Here is a 17,668-nt window from a genome sequence, read left to right on the forward strand (position 1 = left end):
TCCATATGAGCGACTCAAAACCCAGATACCTACAGATTTACGACGAAATCCTGCTAAAAATCCGCGAACGTAAATACTTACCTGGAGACCTACTACCCACTGAAAGTGAGATGTGTAAGCAGTACAATGTATCTCGCCCGACCATCGCCAAAGCCCTCAAAATGCTGAGCGACGAAAGGCTAGTAAAACGTAAGGCTGGCTTCGGCACACAGGTCATGGCACCGGGAAAATCGAAGCAAAAAGTCGGCTTTTTAATCCCCCGTTTACAGGAGACTGAAATTTTCGAGCCTATTTGCATCAGCATTGCTGAAATGGCAGCTGAAGCTGGTGTGAAAATGATGCTCCCCGCTGAAGTGACTGCTTCTGATGATTTAAAAGTGCAAACCGAAGCTATGGCAAAACAACTCATCGAGGCCAAGGTCAATGGTGTCTTCTTCGCCCCTGCCGAGCATGTCGTGGAACCTCAGGCATTCAATCACATGATCCTCAAGCGACTGAAGGACCACGGCATACACGTTGTTTTGTTAGATCGAGATATCTTCCGCTGGCCTCGACAAACACGCTGCGATCTCATTGGCATTGATAACATCGAAGCCGGCTACGTGGTGGCCACACACCTCCTGGAGGGTGGCTGTCAGCGGCTGGCATTTGTCACTCGAGGGAATCCCGCCATGACCGTGCAACTGCGTCGTATGGGCTGCCGTGAGGCCCTCGTCCAGAAGGGATTGCTAGCCACCAGCCTTTACACACTCGATTACCACACCGCCGAACCGGGTGAAAGCATCGATGAGATGTTAGAAAATGGGGTGGATGGAATCATCTGCGCCAACGACAGTACGGCAGCGACGCTCATGCGGAACCTGTTAGACCGAAATGTTGATATCCCCGGACGAGTCAAAGTCTGCGGGTTCGACGATGTCAAATACGCTTCATTACTAAGCGTGCCACTGACCAGTTACCAGCAGCCGTGTAAGGAGATCGGCAAGGTGGCAGCCGATATTATGATCAACCGGATCAAGCATCCTGAGACGCCGATCAAACGCGTCACCATCCAAGGCCAACTCATCGAACGAGCATCCTCGGTTTCCCCCACCAGTTAAATACACATCTCCTTGCCTCGACCGATGATTCCCGCTTGGGTAGCATCATCAGCGGTTTTTTGAACTCGCCGCAGGACCTTATCATGTCTTTTGAACTCAACCCACAACTGGCCGCTGGCGGCTTCGACTTTGGCACCCTTGGCAGATGCCGTGTTCTCCTGAAGGACAATGCCGTTTTCCCCTGGTTCATCTTGGTGCCTGAAGTGGATGCTTCGATCACCGAGCTCCATCAACTAGAGGCCACAGACTTCGCTTCCGTGATGTTTACTACACGGCAGTTGTCCGAGTTTGTGGAACAGCACTTCTCGCCAGACACGCTGAATGTTGCCACAATCGGAAATATTGTCAGCCAACTGCACATCCACATCGTCGCACGCAACGAAGGTGATCCTGTCTGGCCCGGCGTCGTCTGGGGCTCTGATGTCGAGCAACCATACGATAAGGAATCGGCTCTTAGCATCCACGCTGCCTACCAGCGCCAGCTGGGCTGAGTCGATACCGCCCCAGACAGCTGTCTCGTTTTTTCATAAGCTATCCGAGACAGCGGACTCCATCCGCGATTCCCCACGGGGCTTGACGAAAAAGTGAGCGATCGCTGGGAAAAATCCATCTCATCGATCAGAGCGGAGATTAATTCTGTCCATTCTCAAATTTCGGGCTAGAAAAATGCGCATGCCACTGCTCGAAGTTTCCAACCTGACCACCCGATTCCACACCCGCAACGGTATTGTGCGCGCCGTGGAGGACGTTTCCTTTTCTGTCGATAAAGGACAAACCGTCGGCATCGTCGGCGAATCCGGCTCAGGGAAATCAGTTACCTGTTACTCACTGATCGGTCTCATCCCCCAGCCTCCCGGCAAGATTCACGCGGGCAGCGCGATGTTCGATGGCATCGATCTTCTGAATACCCCAGAGCGCAAACTTCGCTCGATCCGCGGCAAGCGCATCTCGATGATCTTCCAAGATCCGATGACCTCGCTCAACCCCTACCTTAAGATCTCCGAGCAGCTGACCGAGCCACTGGAGATCCACGAGGGCATCAAAGGGAAAGCCGCCCTGCACCGCGCCATCGATGCGCTGGCGGAAGTCGGCATCCCCGATCCGGAAAAGCGGATCCAGTCCTACCCTCACGAATTTTCCGGCGGCATGCGCCAGCGTGTGATGATTGCCATGGCATTGATCACACGTCCAGAACTGCTGATCTGTGACGAGCCAACGACCGCGCTCGATGTCACCGTGCAAAAGCAGGTGCTCGATTTGATCAAGGATCGTCAAGAAAAGCTCGGCACCGCCGTGATCCTCATCACCCACGACCTCGCCGTGGTTCACCAGACCTGCGATGATGTCAATGTGATGTATGCCGGCCGCATCGTGGAGCGCGCCCAATGCCAGGACCTCTTTGCTCATCCCAAACACGCCTACACCCGCGCGCTGATGAAGAGCATCCCCGCCACCCACGCGAAGGGTGAACGACTCTACACTATCCCCGGCGTGCCTCCCGACCTTTCCGATCCGCCTCCAGGCTGCGCCTTCCACGCAAGGAACACGCTGGGAGATGCATCGCTGTGCAATGTCACCTCCCCGCCGCCCTTGGTGGAAATCTCACCCAAGCATTTCGCCCAGGACTGCCCTGGCTGCTTGGCCTGCTAGGCGCCGAGCGCCTGATCGAGATCGGCGAGGATGTCATCGATGTGCTCGATACCGACGGAAAGACGGACCAGCTCCGGCGGGATTCCCCCTGCCGCCTGTTGCTCCGCGCTGAGCTGCGAGTGGGTCGTGGTTGCCGGATGGATCGCCAATGATTTGGCATCGCCGAGGTTGGCCACGTGAGAGAACATCTTGAGCGCGTTGATAAACTCGCTGCCAGCGGCCGCGCCTCCTTTGATGCCAAAGACCACGACGGCACCGCCTTTGCCATCGAGATACTTCTGGTTGTTGGCAAATTCCGGATCGTCCTCCAGGCCGGGGAATCGCACCCATTCGACTTTCGCGTGCTCCTTGAGATGCTTCGCCACAGCCAACGCATTTTCACAATGACGCTCCATGCGCAGTGGAAGTGTTTCCACGCCCTGCATGATTTGCCATGAGTTGTCCGGCCCGATGCAGGCGCCGAGGTTGCGCAGTGGCACCGTGCGCATCCGCAAAATAAAGGCCAAAGGTGCCAGAGGCTCGGGAAGATCATGGCCCCAGCGCAGCCCGTGGTAGGATGCGTCTGGCTCATCAAACAAGGGATGCTTGCCACCTTTCCAATCAAATTTACCGGCATCAATCGCGATGCCACCCAGTCCGGCGCCGTGACCGCCCAGCCATTTGGTAAGGGAGTGGATCACCACATCGGCACCGTGCTCGATGGGTCGGCTCAGATAAGGCGTGGTGCAGGTGCTATCCACCATGAGCGGCAAACCATGCGCCTTGGCCACATCCGCGACCGCTGCCAGATCCGTGATATCCAGGGCCGGATTGGAAATCGTCTCGCAGAACAAGGCTCGCGTTTTACCATCGATCGCCTTGGCAAAGTTATCCGGGTCTCTGGAATCGACAAAGCGCACCTCAATCCCCATAGCCGGCAAAATACTGGCGAACTGGGTGTAGGTGCCACCGTAGAGGTTCTGAGCCGAAACAATATTATCGCCCGCCGAGGCCACGTTGATGATCGAGTTGAAAATTGCCGCCGTCCCTGAGGCATGGCCGAGCCCACCCAGCTCGTGAGCCCCTTCGAGAAGTGCCAAGCGCTTTTCCATCACCCCGGTTGTGGGATTGGTGAGACGACTATAAATATTGCCCAGCTCTCGCAGCGCAAAAAGGTTCGCCGCGTGCTCCGTGTTATTAAAAGTGAAGGCCGTGCTTCGGTAGACCGGAACCGTGCAGGAATGGGTATCATTGTCAGGCGTATATCCACCGTGGATGCAGAGTGTTTCTTGTTTCATGATGATGCGTTCAACAATAGGTTCAAATATTGACGATTCCCCATCTCACCCAGCCCCATCCTGAACTTCAACGTTAAGCTCTGTCATGCCAGGATACGTAGCTTTCCTCAACCGGTTCCCTATGCATACCAATCCTAACGAATGAGGATGGCTAGCGGCGGGCTTGGAGCCATTCCAATCCTGCTAGACACTTAGAGCACAACCAACTTGCTCCCAAGCCCTTAACAGCCCACTGCTGCCAAAGCGCCCCACCCCAACATGAAGACATATCATCATGGTGAATCAATTAACTCATACGATACCAATTCACTACTCTCGACTCCACAAACACCACAAAACTCGATATTTGTTCGATTGTGCGCTTAGACCAAGCCCCCTACATTGAATGCATAGCTAAGAATGAAACTCACTACTTCTCAGCTCGCATCGATTAAGAACACCACACACTATGAAACTAAAACATCTTACCATGCTCGCAGGCATCATGCTCCCTGCCGTAGCATCAGCAGCCACCATCAACGTCGATTTCGGTAGAACGATCTCAACAGGCAACATCAATAACATCGCCACCGCTGATATCTTAGAAAACACCACCGACAGCATTGCCGATTTGATCGATACCACCGGAGCTTCGACTGGCATTACTGTCACAGTCGACCCTGGCACCGGCAACGTAGGAACTTACGAGAACACTATTGGTAACGCTCACAATGGACCTTACGCATCTGCAGTCACCACCGCCTTAGGAGTCAGCGATGCAGACATCCTTGGAGATGGCATCAATGTGATCTTCGCCAACTCACCGACGATTACCCTCTCCAACCTCGATGCAAACTTCACCTATGAGGTCACCATCTATAATGCTCGTGGAGCTGGCACAACCGGGTCTTGGAATTACGACGTAACCGACGCTTCAGGTTCTCAAGATATCACCGATGCTGAGATCCTTGACAATGATGAAGTCACCACCTTCTCCAACCTCACCGCAGACGTTAACGGAGAAATCAGCTTGGTGCTGAGCAAAGTCGGAGAGGCCAGAGGTGGCATCAACTTTATGCAAATTACCAGCACTCCAGTGCCAGAGCCATCTTCAGCTCTGCTCATCGGCCTGGCCGGAGGTTTGAGCCTGCTTCGCCGCAAGCGTATTTAATGGCAAATCGCCTTTCGGGTTAAAACCCACTTCTCTCCCCATGCTCCACCGTGAGCATGGGGATTTTTTTCGCTTGGGGTTCAGGCCGCAACGAATCTCGAGCCAGCGCCCTTTGCCCCCACAAATCACCTATGCCGATTCTCTGGTCTGCACTGATCAGAACAGCAATCATTTTTGTGATAATTTGGTAATATTTGAGCTTAAATTTTAAGGATTAAGTCCCCATCACCCCTAGCGACCACAAAATCACTATGAAACACACATCCGCCTTTCTAATCCTCGGAACACTCATGCCCTCCGTGGCTTCTGCCGCATTCATTTTATCCACCGACTTCTCAGGCTCTAGCGAAGCTGGAACCACACTGAACAACATCTCCTGGACAAGCAGTGGCATTACCGCTCCGGGCAGCTCGCTCAGCGTGACCAACGGCATCATTTCCCCCGGCAACACCACGATCACGCCAGCTGGGGATTTATGGACAACGGCCGAAACCAACGGTTATTTCGCGCCCCACAACAACACTGGCAGCGGCGGTGACTGGAACACCCAGATCAACTTCACCACGCTGAGCTCCGGCATCGCATTGGGCGACCTCGACCTTCTCTGGACCAACGTGAACAACCAGGGTGTGATTCAGCCAGCAGCCCGTGACAATACCTTTCAAGTTCAGCTCATTGATATCGATAATGCGAACAACGTCATTTATGACAGCGGCGCCATTGATACGCCCGCGGTGAACACCGCCTCAGAAGGCTCGCAAACCCTGACCTTCGACTTAAGCTCTTTGACGCTTGATGCGAATACCAATTACGGCTTGTACATCGCGGCTCTTGACGCCCCCATCGCAGGCAGCCACACCGCCATTGACAGCCTGACTCTCAATGGAGCCGTTGTGCCCGAGCCATCTTCAGCCCTGCTCGTCGGCCTGGCCGGAGGCTTGAGCCTGCTTCGCCGCAAGCGTGCTTAATGGCAAATCGCCTTTCGGGTTAAAACCCAATTCTCTTCCCATGCTCCACTGTGAGCACGGGGAGTGGGCTGCTTAAGCGATCATCAACCCAAATTGCATCGATCTCATTTGTAGCCAACACGCTTTGGCAAAGATAACAGCCCATACAGATTATCCAGTAAACATTCCCAATTCTCACAATCCATTCAGTCGATCCAATTGAAATTGGCATCTCAACTGCTCTGAAGTCGATGTATCGCTTTCGCTTTAGCAGCGATTAATATCCATTCACTATCAGACTACGCATAGAACACACATCATGAAACTACTACACACGCTCACAGCAGCCGCCACGTCATTACTCCTCGCGAGTCAATCGTCTCAAGCAGCACTCACCCTTTATGAAGGTTTTGAATACACTTCTGGTGACGATTTAGACGGTAACGGCTCGGGAATCGGCTTTGGTTCCAACCTCTGGACAGGGCTCAACTCTAGCGGAACCAATCCTCACTCGGTTGGCTCCGGACTCAGCTTCGGAAGCCTTGAAGTCACTGGAGGGTCTGCAGAGAGGGACATCAGAAATGGAAGATCAACAGCGACACGCTTGATCGCAGCGAGCTCGGTCACCGATCTTACCGCTGATAACACCACCATCTGGTTCAGCGTTCTGATGGACCCCACGATCAACACGGCGACAACAGGCGGACAGCCAGCCAACACATATGGCACACTGATTTTTGGTAACGCTGGCCTGACTGATTCCAGCTCGGGCACTCAAAATGGAGCAGGAACCACCATTGCCAATAGCGGAGACGCCGTCGGTGTTGGCTTTTTTGGTAATACCACCTTTGCGGGTGTCGGCATCCAAGGGGTAACTTTCTCGGACGGCACCATCGATCAAGGTAACGGCGCATCGAATGCTATCACAACCGGAGATTCCCTCTCACTGATTGTCGGTCGGATTGATTGGGCCGCAGACGGCTCTAACGATACGATTACTCTCTATGATGTCACCGATCCGGCGGCAGGTCTCCCCGGCACAGCCTTCTCCACAATGACATTGGATGTCGATCAGACCACCTTCGACACAATTTCCATATCTGGAGGCCAAACCGAAGCCTTTGACGAAATCCGTTTTGGCACCGAATTGGCCGATGTCATCCCAGTCCCCGAGCCCAGCTCATCCCTGCTTCTCGGACTTGGATCCGCCGCCCTCCTGCTGCGCCGCAAACGCGCTTAATGGTAATCGCCATTCTTAGGTAAAACTTACCTCTTCCCCATGCTCCACTGTGAGCATGGGGATTTTTTGTGCCCGGAAGATATCATGCGTCCATCATTGGCCATTTCTCCGATTCATCTCTGCTCACTTTTTCAGGTGCCGATAACACACCAGACACTGAAAATTCAGACCAAACAGGAATCCATGCTTGCCCACTCTCGCCCATGATCAGCTAGATTCCATGGTCTCTTATCAGTGTCTATCCTAGACAACTAAAGAGCATCACAAAGAACATCAAAATTCGTTATGACAACAAACAGAATTAACAAATACTTACTCAGCGCTGCCGCTCTGATGACATCATCGAGCCTGATCTCAGCTGCCACTCTCATCTTTGATGGCGGAGCTGGAAACAACGATTTTTTCGCCGAAGCCAACTGGGCCGATAGCGTCACAGGCAATGACCCAGCAGCCGATACCATCAACCCTGCGAACCCAGGATCTTTTGAGATCGCTGCCGATCTCATAGTGGGTGGCACCTTCAATGTGTTATCCGACAATACCAACATCCGCCTCGACCAAGGATACACGCTCACTGTGCAGGATAACGCTGTATTAACCTCCTTAGTTTACTCCGCAGGAACATCCCAAACGATCAACATCGTCGTGACGGATAACGCCGATATGATTATTACCCAGAACATCGCACGAACCATTTTTGATGTTTCAGGTAATGCCGACCTCGTTTTCACCGGTGATGCGCCAGAATTCACCACCGATAGTCTCAACCTGTCCTCTGACTGGACCGGCAGCATCACCTTAAGCCAGGTGACCAACCGCGAGATCGTCGGGGCCTCAACCGTCGGCTTGTTTGATACCTTCACCATCGATGGCGTCACCGCCACTGCCGCCGATATTCTCAGAGAAGATATTACAGATCAGTCGGGAGCTGTTGTCGGCACCACATTCCGTCTGGTTCCTGAGCCGTCCTCACTTAGCCTCCTTGGTTTGGGTGCCCTGGCGATGGCCTTCCGTCGTCGTAAATAATCAACTTGCTGCACACGCGTCCATAGCCTGGCGGCAAACATGGTGAACGGTCCACCATGTTTACCGCTATGCCGGGCACGCACATCGCTGGAAAAACATTGCACAGCGCCACCTGCCGAATTACCAACGGGTGTGACTCTTCTCGTAACGATCGTTCACGTCATTTCGTGGATTATTTTTCTCGGCCTGATTCCTCTAACCCTGGCGGCGCTGTGGATTAAAAACCGAAGCTCGGTTCAGTGCTGGGTGCGTTTGCACCGGCAAGCGCCACGCTGGCTACTGGTCACTGAGATCCCCGCAGATAGCACACAAGACGACCAGGACCGCGCGCTGCAAACTGTGGTGGAACAAGCCCGCAATTTCGAGTGGGATGCCGCCTGCGCTTACCGCCGCCGCAACCGCCAAAGCGGAACTTGGCTGATCGGCCTCATTTCCAACAAAGAACCAGGCATTACCGAAGGACGTGATGCCTTCATTCAAATACCGGCAGCGACCGTTCTGCGCGCATCCGGCAGCCCGCGCGATGAAGGCGTGACTGTTCTCGAGAAAGTCCAGGCCTGGAGTCGCTCCAAAGCGATCGATCTCAAACCGGAAGTCTACTCGCTCAGAGCGCAGTCGTTTCAATGTTGGGAATGGCCCTTAGCCAGTGAAGTGGAACCACCAGGCCTCGCAGCTCGGATCGTGGAGAAAGTCTTTGAGCTTCGCGATATCGCCTTCTACCCGTTGATCGTCACCCCCCTCACGATTGCGATGCTAGGAACCGGCAACAGCTGGCTGTTTGGTATCGGTATTTTCACCGTGATCTTGCTGTCCGGAGCGCACAAATTCGTCTTCCTGCACCAGCGCGAAGACGCCACGCAGGAGCGCCATTTACAAAATTACTAAAGGCCTGGCCGACTGCTTGACGACTACTTGAGGGGAAATCAGTAAGCATTCCAGATTCCCCCGGGAGCCTAGTTGTGCTATTTAGGAAGCTCAGTGGCCATCTCAAAAAACAGTTCCTACGCCCTTATCGCCAGCACTTTGTTGCTCGGAGTCATTGTGCTCGTTCAAATCCGGCAAGGTGCAGCACTGAGGCAGGAAAACGATCAGCTCAAGGCCGCTGCCGAGCATCGCTCGAGCAGAGTGCACTTGGGTCTCAGGAATGCAGCGGCAGTTCGGAGCGAGAGGGTGCGTGACCGCCGCACGGCAACCAAGGTGCACAGCGTCCAGGAGCTACTCGCCATCCAGAATCCAAGCACCCGCCTCGACGCCTTATCGTCCTACATCAGCACGCTTTCCGCCACTGAGATCCCAGAGGCACTGGCGGAGCTGCGCCGTGTGGTTCCGCACTGGGATCAGGAGGGGAAATTATTCTCCCACATGCTGCTCTCGCACTGGGCGAAACTCGACCCCGAAGCTGCTCTCGCCAGCCTGCAAGAAGTGGACACTAATCGCTATGGCGAAGCTCCGCTCAGCGTGATCGCAGCCATCGCCGCCCAAGACCCCCAACGCGCCATCGCCTGGCTCAACGATCCGGAAAACCCCTTCGCCGGCAGCAAATGGATGAATCAGTTTATTGCCGGCACGATCTCGAAAGAATGGGTGCGCCAAGACCCGGAGGCAGCGCTGACATGGGCACGCAGTGTGCCAACCGATCAACGGCTCGGCGCGCTCACCGGAGTGCTGGGAAGCATCGCCATGACCGATCCCCTACGCGCCGCCACTCTGGCGATGGAAATCGAACCCGGCAAAAGCCGCGAGCACGTGGTGGCGGACATTGCCCAAGCCTGGGCCGCCAAGGACCCGCGTGCGGCACTGGCGTGGGTGGAAGGACTGGAAAATGACGACCGACCGAAGGCACTGAACAACACGCTGGCCATCTGGGCCCAGAGCGAACCTCAGGCAGCGGCGGAATATGTGGCGGAGAACCTCGATGAGGAAAAGCCGCACAAACTCGTCAAATCGGTCGCCGAAGCATGGATCGGCAAAGCTCCCGACGAAGCCGCCAAGTGGCTGGCATCCCTCCCCCTGAACGAAAAAGGTGCCAAAGTCATGAACGATGCCATGTGGCACTGGACCCACAAAAACCCTGAAGCAGCAGCCACCTGGCTGGCCGATCAACCCGCCGGACAAGTGCGCGATCAGGGCATCACCGGACTCGCCAAGGCCTCGTTCGAGTTCGACAAACCGGCCGCGCTTTCATGGAGCCAACAGATCAGCGACGAGAAGCTCCGCAACGTCGCCACCGCCGTGGGGCTCAAGGCATGGATGAAGGAATCACCCCAAGCCGCAGCAACATGGGCGCAAGAAAACGGCGTGTCCCTACCAAACGATGAGAATTAACGGAAGCCTGATCTAACTGACGCCAGCAGACACCGAAGAGCACGCGCACAGCCAAGCACAGTGCTGCTCGAACGCTTCCTACCAGCCTCTATCACTCCTCTTGATTCATGCGATGCAGCTCCTCCAGATACTCGACGCTCGGCAGCGGTTTCACCGCGCGAGCATGGCGGTCCATCATCTCCAAAACCTGATCGTGACTGGTCTGGATCAGCTCCTCGATCACCTCCGCCTCCGGTAAGTTTTTCCAGTATTTTTTCGGCATCTCCGACTGCATCATCTTGATTTTCACCCGGGCCGGATTGAAAATATTGCGGTAGTAGGCCAGCCAATAGCGTTCCAAAGCATCTTCATCCTTCGGCACCTGATCCTTGCTCACGCCTTCACTGAATTCCATCTGCCGACCGTCCCAGTGCGCGCATTCGTCCGGACTCAAGATCGACCACTTCATCCCGGTGAAGCGTTTCCTGAAGAACGGCGCATTCACTCTAACAATACGATGCTCCGGCTCGAACCATGCCACGTAGTGCTCCTCGCCATCGCCTTCGATCAGCTTGAAACGCACGAAGGCTCGCATTTTATGAATGTCGCGGCGGATGGCGGCCTGCATTTTCTGCAAACTCAACATGCGCGCATCGGTTTGATTTTTTAACAGCGACCGATCCCCCTGCACGGTGATCTGCCACAATAGCTCGTATAACAAGCTCCACTGCTGATCAGAGCGATGGCAGGCAACACTTTCCGCAAGCCTAACAAATGCCCGAGGAACCTTGTGATCCGGGGCCTTTTGAGTCGGCAAATACTCTGCCGGATCTTCTTGTGTAATGCTCGGGGTGGAAAAATCGAACTCGTCCGCGGTTTCTGATGTTTTTGTCGACCACAGCACCTCTGCCGGCGAAATTTGCTGCCCCAAGAGCTGACGTGCTTGGCGACGCCAGGCATCAAAGCTAGGTTGGATCATGACGTTTTTCATGTGGTATAAGGGATGCGGTTCATCGCGCAGAGATTAAAATTCTCCATGATGTGCCTCCTTCGCGGTCGATAGGTCACTACTGACTGGTTTGCTTGTCGATGGCGGATCAAAGGACAACTCCAGCTGCTCCGGCGGCGGCGCGAAGTGCGCCCGCAGTCGCTCGCTACTCCACTCCAATCGACTCGGTGAGTGATCGATGCAGATCATGAACGGCAGGCACTTTTTCAAATTCACCCGTAGCTTGATCAGGTCCTGAAGCCGCAGCGCGTGGTGACGGCGCAACCCGACGATCCGCTGCGCATTTCTCACTCCCAGACCGGGGATGCGATACAGCAGTTCGATCGGTGAACGGTTCACATCCACGGGAAACACCTGCCGGTTGCGCAGCGCCCAAGATAATTTTGGGTCGATATCGAGATCCAGATTAGGCGCCTCGGCCGGCATCAGCTCGGCGACATCGTAGCCATAAAAACGCAGCAGCCAATCCGCCTGATAGAGCCGGTGCTCGCGCACCAGCGGCGGTGACTTCAGCGGCAAGATCACCGAGGGCTCGGGGATGGGACTGAAGGCGGAGTAATACACGCGGTTAAGCTTGAAGTTGCCGTAGAGATCTTCGGCCCGAGTGAGAAAGTGGGCATCCGTGGAACCATCTGCTCCGATGATCATCTGGGTGGACTGCCCGGTGGCAAAGGTGCCGACCTGACTGCGCACCTTCTTTTTCCTGAGCTCGCGCTTGATCACCTTCGACTCCTTGATCTTCTCGCCAATGCTACCCATCGCATCGCGGGTGCGGGCGACATTTTTCTCTGGCGCCAGCTTGGCCAGCGTTTCTTGTCGGGGCAGCTCCACGTTGATACTCAGCCGATCCGCGTATTTCCCAGCCAGCTCAATCAACTCTGGCGAGGCTTCGGGGATGGTTTTCAAGTGGATGTATCCGCGAAAATGATGATCATCACGCAGGGTCTTCGCCACCTGGATCAGCTGCTCCATGGTATAGTCCGCGCTGCGAATGATGCCCGAGCTCAAGAACAGGCCCTCGATGTAATTGCGTTTGTAAAAGGAGAGCGTCAGCTCGACCACCTCCTCAGGCGTGAAGCGGGCGCGGCGCACATTGCTGGATCGGCGGTTGATGCAGTAGTGGCAGTCGTAAAGGCAGACATTGGTGAGTAGCAGCTTGAGCAAAGAGATGCACCGACCGTCCGGAGCATACGAGTGACAAATCCCTGCCCCTCCGGTGGATCCGACCCCCTTGCCTTGGCTCGAGTTTTTCTTCGCCGCTCCGGAGCTAGCACAAGAAGCATCATACTTGGCGGCATCCGCCAAAATCTCCAACTTGCTTAAAGTATTCATACGAACACACTAGTCACACGAACAAATTGATCAAGATGAGTTAGATAATACCACGACATAAAACAGCCCCCATGCAAACGCATGGAGGCTGCTGCTGTGTGTGACACCACGAGGTGTGTAAAAAAATGCTGCCTACTTGACCGAAGCCTCATCCCGGTATGCCTTGATGGAATCGACCTCCAGAGCGAAGGCTCCGTCTTTCTTATCATAGAGCATGAAACCGACGCTGCTTACCTTCTGTGTGTTCAGATTCAGGGCTGGAATTTTTTTGCCAAAATACGTGGCGTAAAAAGTATCGAAGGGCACTCGGATAACGGTCCACTCATCCTTGGGTGGCTGGATGGGACTCCAGAAGGCCAACATTCTGCCGCCCCCCGAACGCGCGGTCAGATAATACATCCGACCATCCCCTTTCACTCTCAGCTCGATACCGTGGTAGTCCGAAAGATCCCAGTTCGTTCTGCGTGTGCGAATCGATGAAAAACCGCCGTTGTTTTCGAGAGAAATAGCCCCCTTGAACAGAAGTTTTGATGAAGTGTCAAAACTTGGCTTACCTTGGGATAGCCCACCCATGACGCCATCGTTGACGCTCATCCACCTGTCAGCAGATTGCTTGGTTTGGAAATCGTCCAGGGTCTTGGTCGGTGGCGGATCGGCCTGAGCGAAAAGGTTGCCGGCAGCGAGGAGAAATAGGCTATTGAAGATAATTGTGTTCATGGCGATGAGCTTCATGGAGGACCATTGTCTATATTTTGACTCAATGCAACTATTTTTGTCTCAATTTTGTTTACACCTTAACTTTTTGAGTAAAATCCTCAACAAAACTCCCAATAAACACTCATATATAGGTAGAAAACAGCGAAATACACCCAACACCGCCAAGCTACAAAAAACCTGAAAATCCAAATATTTTTTGACACCGTCTATTTTATGTCTAATTTAAGTCATCAGCCGAGCACAAGGTTCAGCTGCCAAACCCAAAACCAACAAAAACGATGAAAACAACGATTCAATTAGCCTGCATCTCTCTCCTCACTGGTTCATTCACCGGTGCGACAGCACTAGCCAGCGAATGCAGCAGCAAAGCACACAGCAGCGAAAGCGTGATGACCGTTTCCACCGAGGAAGAGGCCAAAACCGTGGTAGCGATCGCAGCTGGCAACAAAGACTTTTCTACCCTGGTCGCTGCGGTCAAAGCAGCAGGTTTGGCCGAAGCTCTTAGCGGTGAAGGCCCTTACACCATCTTCGCCCCCACCAATGCAGCCTTTGAAAAACTTCCAAAGGGCACCGTAGAAGCTTTGCTGAAACCTGAAAATAAAGACAAGCTGGCAAAGCTTCTCAAGTATCACGTCGTGCCAGGAAAAGTAATGGCTGCCGATGTCGCCAGTGGTGAAGTCACATCTCTCGAGGGCTCAACCATCGAAATCAAGGTCGCTGAGGGCAGCGTAACCGTCGACGGAGCTAAAGTCATCAAGACAGACCTTGAGGGATCGAACGGAGTCATCCACGTGATCGACACCGTCATTATGCCCTAATGGGTCGCAATGACTTACCCAACATTCACCCCCTAGTAACAGCGATGCGCCCCCTCGCATCGCTGTTATGCTTTCCCCCCAGCGCATCGAACCTCATCACAAATACTCTATTTCTAGCTGTCACCCCGGCTCCACAAGCGTTACTTTGTCGCTCACTATCCTCACGATGAACACACATGGAATCAAAGCAGCCACGGCACTCACGGGCCTGAGCGCACACGTCATCCGCGTTTGGGAAAAACGTTACGCCGCCGTGACGCCGCAACGCACCGAGACGAATCGGCGTTTATACACGGACGATGACATTGCCCGACTGCAAACCTTAGCCAAACTGGTCCAGCAGGGATACGCGATCAGTAACGTCGCCGGCTTGAAGGATGCCGAACTCGAGGAAATGTTAGAGAGCTTCGAGGAAAATGCCACCGAGCCCAACTTCATCCACACCTCGAAAAAAAGTGAACCCTTTGTCACCGCTGCCTGTGAGGCAATCCGTGATTACGATCAAGAATCGCTCGAAAAAGTTTTCGATGAGGCGACCTTGAGTCTCGGATATTCCGGACTCTTGGAATTTGTTATCATTCCCACGATCAACCGAGTCGGTGACGACTGGAACAAGGGCATACTTACCGTGGCAGGCGAGCATGCCTCCACCAGCTTCATCAAGGACTACCTTGCCCACAGCGTCCGGGCTTTTAATTTGGACGAAAACGCACCTGTGCTTGTGGTCACCACTCCCGCGGGCCAAATCCACGACCTCGGTGCCAGCATTGGTGCCTGCCTGGCACGGATGCATGGCTGGAAAACTATCAATTTAGGGGCTTCTCTGCCAGCTGGCGAGATTGCCAGCGCCTTGGTTCACGCCAAGGCAACGGCCCTACTGCTGAGCATTGTTTACCCGATTGACGACCCCATGTTGGCAGGCGAGTTGCACACTTTGCGCAAGCTTACACCTGACCATTTACCGATCTTGGTCGGTGGCAATTCGCTCGATAATTACGCGAAAGCTCTCGAGCAAATCAACGCCACGCTCGTCCCTTCCATCACAGACTTAACACCAGCGCTGCAAAGCATTCGAGAGAAGCGCTTCATTGCATCCTCGGCATGAATTCTAAACCAACCACCACCCCAGCACCATGAGCTCGAACACCGATCCCCAACCGTCACCGCCTGACATCACCCAGGCCTACTGGCATTTCCTTCTCACCGAGGGCAAGCGCCCCGCCAGCGTCTACGGCTTCACGGAAAAACTCGGCATCAGCGAAGAGGATTTCTATCAGCAGGCATCGAGCTTTGAGTCTCTGGAAAGCCGCTATTGGTTATCGCTGGTGGAGGAAACCATCGCGGTGTTAGATAGCGATGACGATTATCCGGAGTATCCGGCCGAGCAAAAACTGCTGGCTTTTTACTACACCTTCATCGCGCACGCGCAGAAGCATCGCTCGCGATTGGTCGAATTTTTTCCACGGCCGGGCTGTTATCAATCGGTGAAAGCCATGCGCCAACGCTTCGTTGCCTTTGCCTCTGAGATCATCACTCAGGGGCTTGAGGAAGGATCGATCGCCGACCGCAAGAAACTCACCGAGAAATACCCACAACTGATGTTTGAACAGCTGCGCAGCGTCATCGAATTTTACCGCAAAGACCACTCGGAGGAGTTTCAGGACACCGATGCCTTCATCGAAAAGAGTGTCCGTCTCGGCGCCGATCTGTCCCGCAGCGGCAGCCTCGACTCCGCCATCGACCTCGGTCGCTTTCTACTCCGCCGCTTCACCCTCCCCGACGCCTAAGCGCCATGAACGAACAAACAAAAATCCCCAAGCACAAACTCGGTCGGGCCACCCGACTGGCCACCACCGGCGTGCAAGTCGGGGTGAATTATCTCAAGTATCAGACGCGCAAGGCGATCACTGGCAACGACGACAAATCGGAGTTCCATGAAACCACCGCCCGGCAGACCTACGATACCTTTAGCCAGCTCAAAGGTGGCCCGCTGAAACTGGCCCAGATGCTCAGTATGGATCGCAATCTGATCCCGGAGCAATACGTCGATGAATTTTCCAAAGCCCAATACAACGCACCACCGCTGACCTTCCCCCTGGTGGTGAATACCTTCAGGAAAGAAATGGGCAAACACCCGGACGAATTGTTCGAGCAGTTCACACGCAAGGCGGTGTCGGGAGCGTCAATCGGTCAGGTGCACCAGGCAGAAAAAGCCGACCAAAAATACGCCGTGAAGATTCAATATCCGGGGGTGGCGAATAGCTTGAAGTCGGACTTGGCCATCGTCAAACCCCTCGCCATGCGCCTGTTCCAGCTGGATGCCAAATCACTCGATCCTTACATGATGGAGGTTCAGGAGAGATTGTTAGAGGAAACCGACTACTGTCTGGAGCTTGAGCGATCGCTCGATCTGGTGCAGAACTCACAGAACCTACCACTGACTCGTTTCCCCAACTATTTCCCCGAGTTCAGCAGCAAACGCATCCTGACCATGGAATGGGTCGAGGGCATTCACCTGGATCAATACGCGGAGTCGGACGCACCGGCCGATGAAAAACAGCGGATTGCTCAGGCGCTTTGGGACTTTTACCACCACCAGATCCACCAGCTGCGCCTTTTCCATGCCGACCCCCATCCCGGCAATTTCAAGATCCACGAGGGCGAACTCTGGGTGCTCGATTTTGGCTGCACCAAGCAGCTCGGCGAGAGCTTCTACACCGACTACTTCTCGCTAATGAACCCAGAAGTGTTAGGCGATGATCAAGCCTTCCGTGGCGCACTGGAAAAAATCGGATTATTGTTAGGCTCCGATACCCCACAGCAGCGCGACAAGCTGACCTCGGTATTCAAGGAATCGGTCGAGCTCTTATCGAGACCGTTCCTCGAGCAACCATTTGATTTTTCAAACCAAGCCTACTTCGATGAACTCGCCGACTTCGGCGAGCGCACCCGCCTAGACAAAGAGCTCAGCGATCTCAGCACCTCGCGGGGCAATGCCAACGCACTCTATTTAAACCGCACCTACTTCGGCCTCTATCATCTGGTCGGCAGCCTGAATGCCACCATCACCGCGAAGCTTCCGTCCTTCGCTGACTAAC

General features: G+C 54.3%; 16 protein-coding genes and 1 pseudogene. 13 read left to right on the top strand and 4 right to left on the bottom strand.

The genetic code is table 11. The features are described 5' to 3' along the window. Positions 1-5: 5 nt before the first annotated feature. The 3 genes from JO972_RS15670 to JO972_RS15680 all read left to right on the top strand — a co-directional run bounded on the left by JO972_RS15670 (position 6) and on the right by JO972_RS15680 (position 2,750). Positions 6-1,100, top strand: coding sequence for a GntR family transcriptional regulator (locus tag JO972_RS15670; protein ID WP_309491030.1), 1,095 nt, complete (start codon positions 6-8; stop codon positions 1,098-1,100). Between the two features lie 83 nt (positions 1,101-1,183). Continuing rightward, the gene (locus tag JO972_RS15675) at positions 1,184-1,591 is read left to right on the top strand and encodes an HIT domain-containing protein (RefSeq protein WP_309491031.1); all 408 of its coding nucleotides are present in this window, start codon (positions 1,184-1,186) and stop codon (positions 1,589-1,591) included. Positions 1,592-1,772: 181 nt separating this feature from the next. After that, positions 1,773-2,750 carry an ABC transporter ATP-binding protein gene (locus tag JO972_RS15680; RefSeq protein WP_309491032.1) on the top strand — a complete coding sequence of 326 codons (978 nt, stop codon included), beginning with the start codon at positions 1,773-1,775 and terminating at the stop codon, positions 2,748-2,750. Here JO972_RS15680 and JO972_RS15685 read toward each other — a convergent pair. Next, entirely contained in the window at positions 2,747-4,027 is a 1,281-nt protein-coding gene (locus JO972_RS15685; protein ID WP_309491033.1) for an O-acetylhomoserine aminocarboxypropyltransferase/cysteine synthase family protein, read from the bottom strand. The genes JO972_RS15680 and JO972_RS15685 overlap by 4 nt on opposite strands. Positions 4,028-4,475: 448 nt before the next feature. Here JO972_RS15685 and JO972_RS15690 point away from each other — a divergent pair, with 448 nt between their 5' ends. From JO972_RS15690 to JO972_RS15715, 6 genes are all read left to right on the top strand, one after another. Continuing rightward, positions 4,476-5,177 (top strand): PEP-CTERM sorting domain-containing protein, encoded by a 702-nt coding sequence (locus tag JO972_RS15690; RefSeq protein WP_309491034.1) that lies wholly within the window; start codon positions 4,476-4,478, stop codon positions 5,175-5,177. A 251-nt stretch (positions 5,178-5,428) separates the two neighbouring features. Next, on the top strand, positions 5,429-6,145 hold the full coding sequence (locus JO972_RS15695) for a PEP-CTERM sorting domain-containing protein (protein WP_309491035.1): 717 nt from the start codon (positions 5,429-5,431) through the stop codon (positions 6,143-6,145). A gap of 298 nt (positions 6,146-6,443) precedes the next feature. Beyond that, the gene (locus tag JO972_RS15700) at positions 6,444-7,364 is read left to right on the top strand and encodes a PEP-CTERM sorting domain-containing protein (protein ID WP_309491036.1); all 921 of its coding nucleotides are present in this window, start codon (positions 6,444-6,446) and stop codon (positions 7,362-7,364) included. A 285-nt stretch (positions 7,365-7,649) separates the two neighbouring features. Next, positions 7,650-8,390, top strand: a complete 741-nt coding sequence (locus tag JO972_RS15705) for a PEP-CTERM sorting domain-containing protein (RefSeq protein WP_309491037.1) — start codon at positions 7,650-7,652, stop codon at positions 8,388-8,390. Between the two features lie 132 nt (positions 8,391-8,522). Beyond that, positions 8,523-9,275 (top strand): hypothetical protein, encoded by a 753-nt coding sequence (locus tag JO972_RS15710; protein ID WP_309491038.1) that lies wholly within the window; start codon positions 8,523-8,525, stop codon positions 9,273-9,275. A 93-nt stretch (positions 9,276-9,368) separates the two neighbouring features. Next, positions 9,369-10,715: a hypothetical protein gene (locus JO972_RS15715; protein WP_309491039.1), complete on the top strand. Its 1,347-nt coding sequence runs from the start codon at positions 9,369-9,371 to the stop codon at positions 10,713-10,715. A 91-nt stretch (positions 10,716-10,806) separates the two neighbouring features. Here the strand turns inward: JO972_RS15715 and JO972_RS15720 are convergent, their stop codons facing one another. The 3 genes and pseudogenes from JO972_RS15720 to JO972_RS15730 form a co-directional block, all read right to left on the bottom strand. Beyond that, positions 10,807-11,673 (bottom strand): TIGR03915 family putative DNA repair protein, encoded by an 867-nt coding sequence (locus JO972_RS15720; RefSeq protein ID WP_309491040.1) that lies wholly within the window; start codon positions 11,671-11,673, stop codon positions 10,807-10,809. A gap of 126 nt (positions 11,674-11,799) precedes the next feature. Next, positions 11,800-13,035 (bottom strand): annotated as a pseudogene (locus tag JO972_RS15725) (putative DNA modification/repair radical SAM protein); the annotation flags it as partial. A gap of 132 nt (positions 13,036-13,167) precedes the next feature. Continuing rightward, a complete protein-coding gene (locus JO972_RS15730; RefSeq protein WP_309491042.1) occupies positions 13,168-13,752 on the bottom strand; it encodes a CIA30 family protein in 585 nt (194 codons plus the stop codon). Positions 13,753-14,030: 278 nt separating this feature from the next. On the opposite strand from JO972_RS15730, the gene JO972_RS15735 reads away from it, so the two are divergent. The 4 genes from JO972_RS15735 (at position 14,031) to JO972_RS15750 (ending at position 17,667) form a co-directional block, all read left to right on the top strand. Continuing rightward, positions 14,031-14,570 carry a fasciclin domain-containing protein gene (locus JO972_RS15735; RefSeq protein WP_309491043.1) on the top strand — a complete coding sequence of 180 codons (540 nt, stop codon included), beginning with the start codon at positions 14,031-14,033 and terminating at the stop codon, positions 14,568-14,570. Between the two features lie 166 nt (positions 14,571-14,736). After that, a complete protein-coding gene (locus JO972_RS15740) occupies positions 14,737-15,675 on the top strand; it encodes a MerR family transcriptional regulator (protein ID WP_309491044.1) in 939 nt (312 codons plus the stop codon). A 28-nt stretch (positions 15,676-15,703) separates the two neighbouring features. Continuing rightward, entirely contained in the window at positions 15,704-16,357 is a 654-nt protein-coding gene (locus JO972_RS15745) for a TetR family transcriptional regulator C-terminal domain-containing protein (protein WP_309491045.1), read from the top strand. Positions 16,358-16,362: 5 nt separating this feature from the next. Next, positions 16,363-17,667 carry an ABC1 kinase family protein gene (locus tag JO972_RS15750; protein WP_309491046.1) on the top strand — a complete coding sequence of 435 codons (1,305 nt, stop codon included), beginning with the start codon at positions 16,363-16,365 and terminating at the stop codon, positions 17,665-17,667. Position 17,668: the final 1 nt, after the last annotated feature.

Source organism: Oceaniferula flava, from assembly GCF_016811075.1.
Taxonomy (GTDB): domain Bacteria; phylum Verrucomicrobiota; class Verrucomicrobiia; order Verrucomicrobiales; family Akkermansiaceae; genus Oceaniferula; species Oceaniferula flava.